Source organism: Acidobacteriota bacterium (genome assembly GCA_016703965.1).
GTDB lineage: Bacteria > Acidobacteriota > Blastocatellia > Pyrinomonadales > Pyrinomonadaceae > OLB17.
In genome coordinates this window covers 323,038-337,824 of record JADJBB010000002.1, presented here as the reverse complement: position 1 = coordinate 337,824, position 14,787 = coordinate 323,038, and the positions used below count along the sequence as shown (strand labels likewise).

Here is a 14,787-nt window from a genome sequence, read left to right as displayed (position 1 = left end):
CGCCTAAATGTCGAGCTTCTCAATTCTAACAGCCGTGACCTTAAACTCAGGTGCCTGCGTAAAACGATCGCGTGTAGGGCCGGTTGCGTAATTCAGAAAAACCTTTGGATCGTGGAAAGAGGCAAAGAGCTCACCGTTCTTGACCCTCTCGCTTACCTGAGCTGGCAGTACAGCCTCGCCATAGTTGCTTTTTAGAAGCACGCGTTCGCCATCCGCGATCGAGAGCCGCATCGAATCAGCCTGCGATATCATCAGCAGATCGGTCGGCCGAAGTTCGCGGTTCGGCGTGCGCATCGTCATTGTGCCGGCGTTAAATTGCTCAAGCACACGGCCTGTCGTAAGCAGAAACGGGAAATCGTCCGTGACGACCTCTTTCGTAGCACGGAATTTTATTCGCCGCAACGCCGCCTTCACGCCGTTTGAGAACGATTCGCTATGCAATATCTCGGTTCCGGGATGATCAACGTCCGGACACGGCCACTGTATACCGGACTTTTCGATACGATCGTAGGTAATGCCGTATCCCGGAGGCCAGACGGCTCGGACCTCGTCCCAGATCTCTTCGGCCGAGTTAAACGTAAAATCCTTCTCAAATCCCATCGCGGCCGCGAGATCGCAAATTATCTCCCAATCAGATCGCGAATTGCCTCGCGGGCTTACGGCACTGCGAATTCGCTGCACACGCCGCTCACCGTTCATGAACGTGCCATCTTTTTCAAACGAAGTGACCGCCGGAAAAAACACGTGCCCAAACCGCTTGGCGGTCTCATTCATGAAAAAATCCTGAATGATCACGAGGTCCATGTTGGCAAATGCCTTTGCGGTCTCGTGAGCGTTCGCGTTTGAAAGAAAAACGTCATAGCCGATCGTCCACAGGGCTTTGAGTTTGCCGTCGCGCGCTGCATCGATCATTTGCAGTTGGTTGAGTCCGGCGGCCGTTGGAACCGGAGCCTTCCAAACACTTTCAAACAGCTCGCGGCCCGCTTCTATTGTGATCGAGCCGGTCAAAATACCCGGATCGCAGCCCATGTGAGCCGAGCCCTGCACATTATTTTGCCCTCGAAGCGGATTGACACCCGCACCGGGCTTGCCGATATTACCGGTAAGCAGGGCAAGATTGACGATCGTCATCACGCCTTCAGTTCCCTGCAAATGCTCGGTCATACCGAGTCCGTGCATAGCCATCGAGGGTGTGTCGGTCGCATAGATTCGAGCCGCTTTGCGGATCAATTCGGCATCGACGCCGCATCTTTCGGCGACAGCTTCGGGTGAATATTGGGCAACGAATGCCTTGAATTCTTCGAATTCATCGACGCGCGTTGCGATGAATTCCCGATCGGCCAAGCCTTCGTCAATGATCGCGTGGGCGATCGCGTTGAACAATAAAATGTTCGTCCCGGGCCGCAATTGCAGGTGAACATCTGCGTATTTCGTCAGTTCGGTCTGTCGAGGGTCGATGACGATCAGCTTGGTACCGTTCTTGATCACGGCTTGTTTTATGCGAGCTCCGGGGATCGGATGATTTTCGCTTGGGTTTGCTCCGCATAGGATGATCGTCTTCGCCTTTTCAATATCATCAAACGAATTGGTCATCGCCCCCGTGCCGATCATCATCTTCATCGCCGCTGCTGACGGCGTATGACAAACGCGAGCACAGCAATCTACATTATTTGTGCCGAGCACGACGCGGGTGAATTTCTGGGCGAGGTAATTCTCCTCGTTCGTCGCCCGCGCCGAACCAAGAACCGCTATGCTCTCTTTGCCAAACTCAGCATCAATGGCCTTTAACCTATCCGCCGTATATTGGATCGCTTCGTCCCAGGAAACGACACGCCAATCGCCGTTATTACGGATCATCGGCTCCGTAACACGGTCCTCGGCGTCGATAAAGTCGAATGCATATCGCCCTTTTACGCAAAGATGGCCGTAATTCACCGGAGCATCCATCACCGGCTTGACCTGAACGACGCGGTCATCGCGGACGCCGACGTTCATCTCACAGCCGGTCCCGCAGTACGGGCAGGTTGTCTTGGTCCAGTTCGTTGGAAAACCACGTTCGATAACTGTTTTATCTTCCAAAGCTCCGGTCGGACACGCGTCCGCACATGCCCCGCACGAAACGCAGGTACTGTCACCGAACGCCCCGAACGAATCCGGAATGATGTGCGATTCCTCGCCCCGGCCCAGTACATGCCAAACAAACTGCCCCTGTACATCTGCACAGATACGCACGCACGCATAACAGTTTATACAGCGTGACATATCAACGTTGATATATGTTTGCGAAGCATCTGCCGGGATCGAATGATTGCCATGAAAGTCCGCGTCCGTCAGCCCATATTTACTGGCAAGCTTGTGAAATGGTTTTTCGGGATACGACGCAAACGCATCCGCGGGGTAATTCCCAGCCAGCATTCTCAGATTCCATTTGCGAGCCTCTTCAATTGGCTCACTGTGGGTTAGAACCTCCATCCCGTCGGCAAGACGCGTGGTGCACGAAACCGTTTCCTTTGAACTTCCTTTTATCTCAACGAGACACATCCGGCACGCTCCGACAGGGTCAAGCCTGTCATCATTGCACAGCGTCGGAATATCAAATCCAAGTTTTCTTGCGGCCGCAAGCACCGTAATGCCCTCGCCGAAATCCGCTTCTCTGCCGTTAATACTTGCCCGGATCATTTGATTCCCCTTTTTATATGCCGCAAGTTCAATGGAGCTAATGTAGCTGCGATCTTAGAACCTCGGCGAACCTGAACACATCAGTAAACGAGTTATACAACGGCACGGGAGCAACACGGATCACGTCCGGCTCTCGCCAGTCCGCAGAAACACCGCTTGCCACGATGCTGTCGTGCAGCGATCTGTCACCACCTTGCACACGTATCGAAAGTTGGCAGCCACGTTGACTCTGATCGGTTGGCGTGACGATCGATATCCGGTCATCACCGATCGCCATGATAAGTGATTCTAGATAGCCCGTCAGCCTTCTTGATTTTTCCACCAAGGCCGACATACCCGCTTCTTCAAAGATCTCGAGCGACGCCCGTAATGCCGCCATCTGCAGGATCGGCGGATTAGAGATCTGCCACCCTTCGACCCCGGCGAGCGGAACAAATTCAGGCCCCATTAGAAAACGCGTCGCTTTATCGTGTCCCCACCAGCCTGCGAATCTAGGTATATCGTGGCAATTAGCGTGCCTTTCATGGACAAACGCTCCACCGACAGCTCCTGGACCGCCATTTAGATATTTATACGAACACCAAGCCGCGAAATCCACGCCCCAGTCGTGCATGTTCAGCTCAATATTACCTGCCGCATGAGCGAGGTCGAAGCCGACAAATGCACCAGCCTTGTGGCCCGCGGCGGTAATTTGCCCCATTTCAAATGCTTGTCCCGTGTAATAATTCACACCGCCAAGCAGAACCGTCGCGACCGAATTTCCTTCCCGCTCGATCATTTCGATAATATCCTCGGTCCGCAGTGTCGATTCGCCCGGGCGAGGAGCGACCTCGATCAGCGACAGTTCTGGGTCGAAACCGTGAAATCTGATCTGCGACTCGATCGCGTATCGATCCGAAGGAAAAGCCCCCTTCTCCACGATAACCTTATGCCTTTCAGCAGTTGGCCGATAGAACGAAACCAGAAGCAAATGCAAATTCACCGTGAGCGAGTTCATTACAACGGTCTCGATCGGCTTTGCTCCGATGATCGCAGCCATTTTTTGCGTAAGGAACTCGTGGTACGGAAGCCACGGATTCTTAGCATGGACATGGCCCTCGACGCCGAGGTTGCCCCAATCGTCCAATTCCTGCTCGACGTATCCTAGCACCGATTTTGGCTGGAGTCCCAACGAATTGCCAGTGAAATAAATGACTTCGCTTCCGTCGGCCGATCTGGGGATCAGGAATCTATCGCGAAATTTGCGAAGTTCATCGTTTTGATCCATTTCTTGGGCGAAACTCATATCTATACTTAACTGCTGATGGGTCATAATGTAATTATATTTTATGCTATCTTTGGAATCGCACGAAACAGTCACGCTGATCTATCTGTCGATGCGTCCCTCGTCCGAAGCAACATGGAAACGGTGGAAGAAACCGGACACCAAACTCAATTTCTAGCTATTCGATAGAGTCACGTGACTCAACATTTTTATGCACAATATTGATATAGATATCGTCGAGATGTCGCTCGACGTAATTAAGTTTGCGATCAATCAGATAACCCAAACAGACCAGAAGCTTGGGTTCCCGAAAAAAGAAGAAGAACTGTACGAGCTTGTGGGCGAGACCGTAACGGCAAAGGGCATTGGCGGCGAAAAAGCGTTTAAGCTCTTTCGCGATGTGCTCTTGAAAGCCAGTGTTTCGATAGATCATCCGCGGCACCTGGCGTTTGTTCCGGCATCGCCGACCCGCGCGGCGATCATGTTCGATCTGGTCACCTCGGCATCAAGCATCCACGGAGCCTATTGGATGGAGGGAGCCGGCGGAATATTCGCAGAGAATCAGGCAATGAAATGGCTCGTCAAGCTGACGGGCCTGCCGGAAGGGGCTTTCGGTGTTTTTACAAGCGGTGGTACGGAAGCAAACCTTTCTGCGATGGTCACCGCCCGCGAAACGTGGCGCGCAAGGCATCCCGAAAAGGCCCACACCCGCGGGATCGTGATAGCTTCAAACGCCGCTCACTCATCGATCTCGGCAATGGCAAAGGTGATCGATGCGGATGTCTGTCTGATCAAAACTGAAGACCGGCTGGAGGGCACCGACCTTGCGCGAACCATCAGCGAAATGTCTGACGAGGATCGTTCCCGTGTTTTTGCAATCATCGCCACCGGAGGCACAACAAATTCCGGCATAATTGATGACCTGGCGGGCATCGCCCGGGTGGCCAAGCATGAGAACGTCTGGTTCCACGTTGACGCGGCGTACGGCGGCGGAGCTCTCGCGGCTCGTTCGGTAAGGCACCTGTTTAACGGGATCGAGGAGGCAGACAGCATCACCATAGACCCGCACAAGTGGCTATTTTCCCCCTATGACTGCGGAGCAGTGATCTATCGGGAGCCTGAACTCGCAAAAAAGACCCACTCTCAAGAAGGTTCGTATCTTGATATTTTTACAGATGAGGGGGCAAAAGGGTTTAATCCTTCTGATTATCAAATACAACTTACCCGGCGGCTGCGGGGACTTCCGCTTTGGTTTTCCCTTGCTATGCACGGCACCGACCGCTATGAAACCGCTGTTGAACGAGGCATAGAACTTGCTCAAATAGCCGGGCGGCTGATCACGGACGCGAAACACGTAGAACTTGTTCGCGAACCCAGCCTTTCTTGCGTTCTTTTTAGACGTATTGGCTGGTCACCCGATGAATACAAAGCGTGGACTTATAGAAATCACAAGGCTGGCTTCGCTCTTGTAACCCCAACCAAGTGGAGAAACCCTGCAGGCCCTGAAACGGTGGCGAGATTTTGTTTTATCAATCCCGACACGACTGAAACGGATATTACGCAGATACTCGAGACCATGAAATAGAAAATTCCCGGTTGATACTTTTTTACTTCCGTTTTCGCCCTAGTTATTGAAGGAATTTGCCTTCACCAATTAGCTTAACGATTCATACGGAGGTATTAGTGAAATACACTTTTCAGTTCTTGCTCATCTTCGGTTTAGCGATCGGCCTCGGGGTCCCAATTGCAAGTGCTCAACCATCTGCCAAGATCAACGCAGCGATCCCTTTCAATTTTACTGTCGGCGATAAGCGGATCGAGGCCGGTGAATACAATCTCACTCTCACAAAAGACTCATCGGGAGGAGCCATCCTTGTCATTACGGATAGAGAAGGAAAACTCGTCCACACTACCCTTGGTCGCCTTGTTGGTGAGCGGGATCGCAGCGGGTCCGATCTAGTCTTTGCTCGCGTAGGAGACGACCGCTATCTCAGCAAGGTCGTCATTGAGGATTCTAGTTTCTCGTTTGGCGTTAGGCGTTAGGATTAGTCCCGCAAGCAGTTTCGAAAAGAAAACAGCCGCAACAAAATAAATCCGTCTTTCTAACGGCAATTTCATGGTTTGTAATTCTAAGGGGAATGGGGCGACGCCTGATTCCCTTTTCTTTATCGGGTAAACCTGATCGAATCTAACCCCAGCCACTCTAATGCTGTTTTAGAGAAGATCGCCTCCCGAACGTCTTCGCTAAGTCCCATTGATTCTATCAGTTCGCCCGGTCGAGCTTCCCCCAAAGGAAAAGGGTAATCGCTTCCCAATACGATCCGGTCGGCTCCGACCAGGTCGATCAAATACCCTAGGCTTGCCGGATCGTGAACCAATGAATCAAAATAGACCTGCCGAATATATTTGCGAGGATTGTGCGGATTGTCTACCGCACAAAGATCGGACCTGACGTTGTATCCATGTTCGATCCGGCCAAGTGTCGATGGAAATGCACCGCCACCGTGAGCAAAGCAAATCCTCAGTTTAGGCAGACGCTCAAGAGTTCCCGAGAATATAAGAGAGCAGATCGCACGCGAAACTTCAGCCGGCATTCCAACAAGCCACGGCAGCCAGTATTTCTGCATGTCTTTTTCACCCATCATGTCCCACGGATGAACAAAAACCGCCATTCCCAGTCGTTCGCAGGCCTCGAAAAATTTGAAAAACTGCGGATCGCCGAGGTTTAGTTGATTGATATTGGTTCCTATCTGAACCCCCGCGAGACCGATCTGTTTACACCGTTCAAGTTCACGCACCGCAAAATCAGTATCCTGCATCGGAACGGTTCCGAGACCTACAAAGCGGTACGGAAATTCGTTGACAATTCCAGCAATATGGTCGTTAAGAAAAATTGCGACCTCGTTCCCATCCTTCGGTTTCGACCAGTAGCTGAACATCACCGGTACGGTTGAGAGAACCTGCACGTTAACGCCCGACAGATCGCATTCTTGAATCCGTTTTTCGGCACTCCAGCAATTTTCGTCAACGTCGCGAAACTGCACACCATCGTCGCGTACCATCTTTGCACAACAAGGTGCATAATGATTAAGGCCGATGAACCCGCCGTACCCGAACGTATCCTTCCAGCGTGGAATGTCACAAGGCAGAATGTGTGTGTGAACGTCGATCTTTAGCATTAATCCATTCTACTCATTTCGCAGCAACCTGGATAAATCGGCAATCAACTATTGATCTAATTGGCGCTTTCCGGAATGATTTTCTATTTTCTTGATCTGCGTACGGATCGGCTGGCAGCTTAAATGTGGGCGTCCCGACATTTTGGGAGGGGCCGCCATCCCAAAGATCCAAACGAGCAAAAGCCGGGCAGTATATTAACGGCCCGGCTTTTGGCAAATTAAAATGATCAGGCCTTACTGCTGGTCCAAATTATCGTCGTTCGGCGGACGCTGGCCGCCGCCGCCACCCGCACCTGCTGGGGGCAGGATATACGGGAGCTTAGCCTCCAACATCAGAGCGTTCAGGGCCGGGAGATCGACAGTTACGAGGCTTCGGACCTCGGCCGCCGCGGCCGGAATTCGTGCAGACAACAATTCGATCTGCGCCAGTTCCCACGCTGTCGGAGCGGCCGATGCACCTTCGATCGCACCCATCACCTGATTCGCCCGCTGTCCTAAGGTCGGACGCGGCTCTACCAGGGCCGGGCCGGCCGCGCTGAGGTTGACGGCGCCGCCCGCCTGGGGTATCTGTCCCCAGTTCGGATAGATGGCGTCGATCTTCTTGAGCAGATCTTCGACCGAAGTCTTGACGTTCGCCGGTGGTTGCGGAACACCAGGCCGTTTCCATGCCTCAAGCTGCGCGTTCACATTCGCTCTCAGCGCGACGATCTGGGTCGTTGCCTGCTGGGCTTGCGCAATGAACGGAGCGAACTTCGCGATAGCCGCCTTCTTCTTGGCGCGATCCTCGGCCGAGAATTCGATACGCGGATCTTCCATCACCTTGATCGGCTTTGATAGTTCCGTTGTCCCGAGTTTGATCTTTACAGTGTAATCGCCCGGATCGACGCGTGAGCCCTGGCCTCCACCGCCGCCAAAGCCGCCGCCGCCACCTCCGCCGCCGCCGAAGCCACCTCCGCCGCCGCCAGCGCGGGCCTGGGCGCGCATATCCCATACATACCTGTTTATTCCTCGATTCGCGGTGCAGCCACCGCCACCGCCGCCGCCAAACTGGGCCAGAAGGGCCGGAGGAATCGCACCTCCAGCGGCCGCTGCTGCTGCCGCCGCGGCTGCCGCGGCACCACCGCCGCCGCCGCCGCCGCCAAATCCGCCACCACCCGGTCCGGGTGCTGCTCCTGGCTGCGGACGTGCGCAGTTAACGGTCCTGACCGTTTGGCCGGCCGAATCCTGGAAGGTGAGGGTAATGGTCTCGCCCTGATTAAGCGGTTCTTTCAGATAGAAATTGACGTAGGCTCCGATCTGCGGATTTTGTCCGACAAATTGTTTATCACCCGTCAAAGGCTTGTTGTTCCACGGCCGCCACTGAATGCCGGGACGTGAGTCGAAAACCTGAATATTGCTGGCCAGCGTGGTGTCATTCATCCCTTCAAGGGCCGAGATATCGTCCAGGATCCAGATCGAGCGGCCGTGGGTGGCGAGGATCAGGTCGTTATCACGCGGATGGATCAGGATGTCGTCAACGGGCACGGTCGGCAGATTTGCCTTGATCTGGGTCCAGTTCCCGCCCTTGTTCCAGGACGCAAACAGGCCGAATTCCGTACCGACAAAAAGCAGGTTCTGGTTACGCGGATGTTCGCGGATAACACTGACGATGCCGTTATTCTGCGGCAGGTTCGACGCGATCGACTTCCACGATTCGCCGAAATCCGTTGTCATGTAAACATAGACCTTAAAATCGCCATTTCGATGGCCGTCAAATGTCACGTACGCCGCGCCCGCAGAGGACTTCGATGCAACAACGCGGCTGACATACGTGCCCTTTGGCAGTCCCGGGACCTTGTCAACGACATTTTTCCAGGTAGCAGAATCGCGAGTCACCTGTAAATTGCCGTCATCGGTTCCGGCCCACAAAACGTTGCGATCGACCGGAGATTCCGAGATCGTCGTTATTGTCGGATAATTCTGAACGCCGTCGTGCCGCGAACGAGTATTTTTGTCGGGCACTTTACCCATGATCTGCAAGCCGTTGCGGTCGACATTGGTCGTCAGATCCGGGCTAATCTTTTTCCAGCCGTCTCCGCGGTCCGTCGATTTGAAAACAAAGTTACCGGGGTAATAGATCGTGTTGGAATCATACGAAGAGATCAAGATCGGCGAATTCCACTGAAAACGGTAGCTCTTTTCGTTTTCTTCTTCACGTGGCCGGATGCTCTTGCTTTCGCCGGTTTTTACGTTTCGACGCAGCAGATTTCCGTCCTGCGACTCGGCGTAGACGATATTCGGGTCATTCGGATCGGGCTGGGCAAAGAATCCGTCGCCGCCGCCGATCGTATACCAGTCATCATTTTTGATACCACCGCCGGCTAATGTCTGGCTCGGCCCACACCAAGTATTATTGTCCTGCAAGCCGCCGCAAACCTTGTACGGCACGCTGTTGTCAGCTCCAACCTCATAAAACTGGCCGAGCGGGACGGTGTTTGCATAATCCCATGTGCGGCCGCGGTCATAGGTGATGTTGATGCCGCCATCGTTACCGATCACGAGATTGTTGGAGTCTTTTGGGTTGATCCAGATACCGTGAGTGTCGGCGTGAGGAGAGCGGGCCAGGTTTCCCGTCCAAGTCCGGCCGCCATCCTCTGAATACTGCATCGAAACGCCGGCCATCCAGAGGCGTTGGTCGTTATTTGGGTCGATGCGGATCTGGCTGAAATACATGGGCCGTGGATTTGCGGCTATGTCGGCCTGACGCGTCCACGTTTCGCCCTTGTCGGTCGAGCGATAGATGCCGCCGTTGGCGTGTTCGACCAGCGCATAGACGACATTCGTGTCTTTCGCATAAACCGCGATCGCACATCTGCCGGTTTCGAGCAGTCCATCGGGACGCGGGGTCGGCGCGTTTTCCGTATTGTACGGCATGCCATTGACGATCTTTGTCCACGTGTCGCCGCCGTCGTGCGATTTGTACATGGCGCTGTGCTCTCCGCTACCGTTAAAGCCAAACACTGTGCGTCGGCGTTGATACATGGCGGCGTAGAGAATGGTCGGGCTTTCATGGTCTATTGCGATCTCGGTCGCGCCGGTATCGTCGTTGATCTTCAGCGTATTTGTCCACGTTTTTCCGCCGTCAGTCGTTTTGTAAACGCCGCGGTCGGGGCTCGGGCCCCAGAGGTTTCCGGTCGCTGCGACCCAGACGATGTCTGGATTGGTCGGATGGATAACGACGCGGGCGATGGCCATCGTATTAACCAAGCCCATGTTTTTCCATGTCTTGCCGCCATCCATCGATTTGTAGACGCCGTTGCCCCATGATGAGCTCTGGCGGTTATTAGATTCGCCCGTTCCGGCCCACACGATAGACGGATTAGACGGGGCGATCGCGATATCGCCAACGCTTCCCACGCTTTCCTTATCAAAGATCATGGTCCACGACGTGCCGCCGTTCGTCGATTTCACAATGCCGCTGGCCGCGGTCGCGGCGTAAATGATCCGCGAATCCTGCGCGACAACCTCGATATCATTGATACGTCCGCCCATGGTCGCAGGGCCGATCTCGCGAAATCGCAGGCCCGCGATGGACGATTCAAAAGTAGGCGGCGGCGATGCAGGCCGCGGAGCTGGCGTTGGCGTGGCCTGGGCCCCGGCGAACGAAACGACCGACAATAGTAGTAAAGTGGAAACGCTCAAGCGCTTCACAAAGCCGAATATTCTCATCATTAAATGTCCTCAAAACCGTAATTTGGATCAGAACGGAAAAGAAATTCAAAAGTAGATTGCACTTTGGTGAATTGCTATCAATTTAGTACGGTTCCGCAGGTTTGGCAACCAAATTACTACTGCAAGCCGTAAGTTTACAAAAGTTTACATTGGTAATGACGTCGATATTTGTGAGGTCAAACCCGACAAAATTACAGAACGGCAGATCCGGGGCGTTTAGGTAAAGCAAGACGCTCGCATCGGTAGAGTTGTCCGCCAGGATTGGTAGAGTTATTTGCGAGATTGGTCGAACTATCTTTTCTGACGTTTTCGACGGTTTTTGTGCCCAAGATCATAATTTTCATCCACTTCCCGCCGACTGGTTCCGCCGCCCGTGCCGCCGCCGCCAAATATCCGCTGTTCGCCGCCGCTCACCGCCGCCGCGAAACCCCACCGCCACCCGCCGCGAGCGGAGCTCAAGCCTCCCCCGACTGGAGCACGGGGCGTCCCGCTTGCCAACTTCGAGGCTTCCCCGGCGTGACGGCTCTAAAAGTAAGATAAGTTGAAATGAACCCGGGCACATCAGCGGTTCTCAACGACTTGGCAGACGGGACGCCCCGCGCTCCAGTTATTTTTTACTTGACATTTTGTTTTATCTATGATACGTTGTTTCGCATTATGATAAAACACTGGGAAGAATTCACCATCGGGCCCAAAGACGTTTCATCAGAGCTGCATGTCTCGCTGAACCGCAAGGGCGAAATTTTGATCGGGGCGAATGCCTTTGAGAAATTGGGGCGGCCCGGCCAGGCGGTACTGCTTTTTGACAGGGTAAACCGCCTCATCGGCATCTCACCGGCGAGCAAGATCACAAAACACGCTTACCCGCTGCTCCAGAAATCTGGAGGCCGGCATCGAGTGATACGAGCAAATCGATTCATCCGTCATCACCAGATCCAGGTCCCAAGAACCGTCGCATTCCACACCGCCGAGATCGACGAAGACAGCGTGCTGGTATTAGATATAAAAGCGACCCGAGTGATCGGAAAGGCAAAAGCGTGAGCGGACTGGAGCGCAATCGTCCCGCTTGCCAAGCGGTTGAAACCCGCTAAGGCTCTGGGACTTTTACAACTTGCTAAATGATCGGCGCCGTTACGCCGCAGAAGCTGCGGCGTTGGCAAGCGGGACGCTTGAGCTCCAGTCGGTTATGCGAAATTGAGATCGAATGTGAAGATCGCGCCGGCTTCGTCGTGTTGGATGCCGAAAGTTCCGGTGACGCCTTCGAAACCGTCGGTTCCGGAGCCAGGGACGACATCGCCGTACCAGGGCCCGCCGCCTGAGGCATCGCGGACGCCGTAGTGCATAATGACAAAAGTGCCTTCGCGGCCGTCCGTCTTGGCACTGACGCGTTCGATCACGACGTAGCCGCCGGTCTCGTGCTGGGTCTGCATGAGCAGCCCGTAGCCGACGCTGGTGCCTTCGAGCTCGCCGGAAAATGCCTTACGAATCGTCGCCCGGCCCACGTCAGCTAGCTCATCCACGCCGCCCGAATCCGCGACATCCCAGCCTTTAATTTCGAATGTTGATGTGAATTTCATGGTAATTTCCCTTATTTTGGCTGGATACCGTCTTTTTCCTTTTTGCGTTTTTTGCGAAGCTCGACGGCTTCTTCGGCCGTGAGCGGCTTCGATCTCATCAACGAGAGCGACAGGTCTCGCAGTTCGCTGGCCTGACGCAAACGCCGCGTGATCGCCTCCGACGACATATCAATTTTCTTCATTTTCTAACCTCTGAATGTCGGCAAGATCCTGCGGCCTGCCGGCCTGTTTCTTCATTTTGATAAGTCCATCTCTGGCAACTACTGAAAGGGCTTCCCCCGCAAATTCACGATTCTCGCGGCCTGCCCAAACATCTTCGACATGAGGCGTTACAAGTAGCAAGTCGAGTGAGATCACATCTTCCCCGACGATCTTGGAAACGCGCCTTATCTCGACCGTTCGTTCCTTAAACGAGATATCAAGTCCGCGAATATCAAAACCGACTTCGGCAGCCGCGGCGAATGCCTTATCCAAGGATTCCTCGCGGATCAGGAAATCAATGTCTTGGGTTGCCCTAACCAGTCCGTGAGCCGCGACCGCGAGTCCGCCGCAAAGTGCAAACTCAATATCGTGGCTGTTGAAGACCTCGACCAGGGCGCGAAGTTCTTCAATTAGAACAGACATGCATATACCCTACTTTCTTCATCCTTAGATCTGTTATGGCCATTTACACCACTCAAGGATAGGTTCATACCGCCTCCAATTTTGTCTTGAGGCGTTTTAGAGCTTTCTTGTTATTCAAAAGTTTTTCGATCGGATCCGCCATTTCAGCGTCTTGAATGGAATCACGCAGTGTTTGATTGATAAGCGTTTGATATCCCGTGCGTGAACTTTCGGCCTGTGCTTTAAAATGCTCGATTATGTCCGGATCAAGCATGATGGTGATGGGTTTCTTGTTCTCCCTTCGTTTCGGTTCTCCCAAAAAGGCGGGACGTGTAATTCGTCTTAGTCCTCTTTTACTTGCCTCTTCAGAAGTCTCGAGATACTCGTAATCGCTATTTTTTGCACTGCTCATATTCTCGTACCGCCCACTTTTCTGCCTTCCATGCGGTTATCAATCGGATGCCATCGCCCTCGGGGGTAAAGGTAATGTAAACCAGCCCGTACTTTGCAAAGATCGCGATGAGATTGAAACGGATCTCGGATGCGGTCGAATGCTCAACATCCTCGAAATAGACCCCAAAGTCGTCATCAAACGCATCGGTGATGAGCTCGAGATCGATGCGATGTTCTTTAAGAACTTTTAGTCGTTTTGGCTCGTCCCACAAGAACATAGCCTATACGTATAATATATGTATGTCAATCTTTTCAGCTAGCGACCGGCGGCGGTTCCATTACTAAGCCGCATGTTTTGCAAGTTCGCAAATTCTCATCGCCGTAGAATTTACGGAAAACGCCCTGAAACTGTGTGGTGATATCGTCTAGCTGGAAATATTCTTCGTACAGCTTGCTGTTGCAGTTTTCGCAGAACCAGAGGAGGCCGTCGAGTTCGCCTATCCGGCGTTTGCGTTCGATCACGAGGCCAATGGTGTTTGCCGGGCGGATGGGATTGTGCGGAATACGCGGCGGGAGGAGGAACATTTCGCCTTCTCGTATCGGCACTTCAACAGCCTTACCATTTTCCTGAATTTGGACCTTGATGTCGCCCTCGAGCTGGTAAAACAGCTCTTCGCCATCGTCCCAGTGATAGTCTTTGCGAGAATTCGGCCCGCCGACGACCATCACGATAAAATCGCCGTCGTCATAAACACACTGATTCCCCACCGGCGGTTTGAGCAGATGACGGTGCTCGTCGATCCATTGTTTGAAGTTGAAAGGTCTTCGAATCATAAGAATTGCCCACGAAAAGCACGAAAGGCACTAAATAGGAAATTTCTACACGACGATTCTCTCATATTCCAGTCTTGGGTGGTGGCCAAAATTTACTAGAAGAGCGAGGCGGAATTTGTTGGCGTGGAGGTAATTTAAGCACTGTGAACGATGTTCGTCAATGAGTTTCGAAAGGGCTTTCAGTTCAACGATGATCGTACCGTAACACACGAAATCGGCACGGAAAAACTGTTCGAGTTTCGTGCCCTTGTATTCCATTTCGATCTTAGGTTGAGCGATGAAGGGAATCCCCTGCAATGCAAATTCCAGGGCGAGGCATTCCTGATAGACCGGTTCCGTAAAACCACAGCCTTTCGACTTGTAAACTTCAAAACAAGCACCGATTATCTTGTACGATTCATCAGGATAAATTAATTCGGCCATAAAACTGCCAACGAAATGCACGAAATAAAGAAAAAATCTAAAACACACTGCAGTGTTCAATACTATCCATTTAGAAGATCCTAATGCATTTTATACCACGGTTTCTCTTATTCTTTTTAGTTAC

15 protein-coding genes are annotated in these 14,787 nt (G+C 53.0%); 4 read left to right on the top strand and 11 right to left on the bottom strand.

Translation table 11 applies throughout. The features are described 5' to 3' along the window. Nucleotides 1–3: 3 nt before the first annotated feature. Together fdhF and kynU are read right to left on the bottom strand one after the other, a co-directional pair. On the bottom strand, nt 4–2,679 hold the full coding sequence (fdhF, locus tag IPG22_01570; GenBank protein MBK6587000.1) for a formate dehydrogenase subunit alpha: 2,676 nt from the start codon (nt 2,677–2,679) through the stop codon (nt 4–6). A 37-nt stretch (nt 2,680–2,716) separates the two neighbouring features. After that, nucleotides 2,717–3,991 carry a kynureninase gene (kynU, locus tag IPG22_01565; protein MBK6586999.1) on the bottom strand — a complete coding sequence of 425 codons (1,275 nt, stop codon included), beginning with the start codon at nt 3,989–3,991 and terminating at the stop codon, nt 2,717–2,719. 163 nt (nt 3,992–4,154) lie between these two features. Between kynU and IPG22_01560 the strand changes: the two genes are divergently transcribed. After that, nucleotides 4,155–5,528, top strand: coding sequence for an aminotransferase class V-fold PLP-dependent enzyme (locus tag IPG22_01560; GenBank protein MBK6586998.1), 1,374 nt, complete (start codon nt 4,155–4,157; stop codon nt 5,526–5,528). A gap of 98 nt (nt 5,529–5,626) precedes the next feature. Further along, nucleotides 5,627–5,986, top strand: coding sequence for a hypothetical protein (locus IPG22_01555; GenBank protein MBK6586997.1), 360 nt, complete (start codon nt 5,627–5,629; stop codon nt 5,984–5,986). A gap of 122 nt (nt 5,987–6,108) precedes the next feature. Here the strand turns inward: IPG22_01555 and IPG22_01550 are convergent, their stop codons facing one another. Both IPG22_01550 and IPG22_01545 read right to left on the bottom strand, forming a co-directional pair. Beyond that, nucleotides 6,109–7,122, bottom strand: a complete 1,014-nt coding sequence (locus IPG22_01550; GenBank protein MBK6586996.1) for an amidohydrolase — start codon at nt 7,120–7,122, stop codon at nt 6,109–6,111. A 234-nt stretch (nt 7,123–7,356) separates the two neighbouring features. Then, complete coding sequence (locus IPG22_01545; protein ID MBK6586995.1) at nt 7,357–10,833, bottom strand: hypothetical protein; 3,477 nt, start codon at nt 10,831–10,833, stop codon at nt 7,357–7,359. Nucleotides 10,834–11,154: 321 nt separating this feature from the next. Between IPG22_01545 and IPG22_01540 the strand changes: the two genes are divergently transcribed. Beyond that, nucleotides 11,155–11,373 carry a hypothetical protein gene (locus IPG22_01540; protein ID MBK6586994.1) on the top strand — a complete coding sequence of 73 codons (219 nt, stop codon included), beginning with the start codon at nt 11,155–11,157 and terminating at the stop codon, nt 11,371–11,373. A 117-nt stretch (nt 11,374–11,490) separates the two neighbouring features. Then, nucleotides 11,491–11,874 (top strand): hypothetical protein, encoded by a 384-nt coding sequence (locus IPG22_01535; protein ID MBK6586993.1) that lies wholly within the window; start codon nt 11,491–11,493, stop codon nt 11,872–11,874. Between the two features lie 143 nt (nt 11,875–12,017). Here the strand turns inward: IPG22_01535 and IPG22_01530 are convergent, their stop codons facing one another. The 7 genes from IPG22_01530 to IPG22_01500 form a co-directional block, all read right to left on the bottom strand. Next, entirely contained in the window at nt 12,018–12,410 is a 393-nt protein-coding gene (locus IPG22_01530; protein MBK6586992.1) for a DUF3224 domain-containing protein, read from the bottom strand. An 11-nt stretch (nt 12,411–12,421) separates the two neighbouring features. After that, the gene (locus tag IPG22_01525; GenBank protein MBK6586991.1) at nt 12,422–12,592 is read right to left on the bottom strand and encodes a hypothetical protein; all 171 of its coding nucleotides are present in this window, start codon (nt 12,590–12,592) and stop codon (nt 12,422–12,424) included. Continuing rightward, complete coding sequence (locus tag IPG22_01520) at nt 12,579–13,034, bottom strand: hypothetical protein (protein MBK6586990.1); 456 nt, start codon at nt 13,032–13,034, stop codon at nt 12,579–12,581. Before IPG22_01520 ends, IPG22_01525 begins: the two co-directional genes overlap by 14 nt. A 64-nt stretch (nt 13,035–13,098) precedes the next feature. Further along, nucleotides 13,099–13,425 carry a BrnA antitoxin family protein gene (locus tag IPG22_01515; protein MBK6586989.1) on the bottom strand — a complete coding sequence of 109 codons (327 nt, stop codon included), beginning with the start codon at nt 13,423–13,425 and terminating at the stop codon, nt 13,099–13,101. Beyond that, nucleotides 13,406–13,684 carry a BrnT family toxin gene (locus tag IPG22_01510; protein MBK6586988.1) on the bottom strand — a complete coding sequence of 93 codons (279 nt, stop codon included), beginning with the start codon at nt 13,682–13,684 and terminating at the stop codon, nt 13,406–13,408. Before IPG22_01510 ends, IPG22_01515 begins: the two co-directional genes overlap by 20 nt. 34 nt (nt 13,685–13,718) lie before the next feature. Next, on the bottom strand, nt 13,719–14,240 hold the full coding sequence (locus tag IPG22_01505; GenBank protein ID MBK6586987.1) for a 3-hydroxyanthranilate 3,4-dioxygenase: 522 nt from the start codon (nt 14,238–14,240) through the stop codon (nt 13,719–13,721). Nucleotides 14,241–14,285: 45 nt separating this feature from the next. After that, a complete protein-coding gene (locus IPG22_01500; protein ID MBK6586986.1) occupies nt 14,286–14,663 on the bottom strand; it encodes a GxxExxY protein in 378 nt (125 codons plus the stop codon). Between the last annotated feature and the right edge of the window lie 124 nt (nt 14,664–14,787).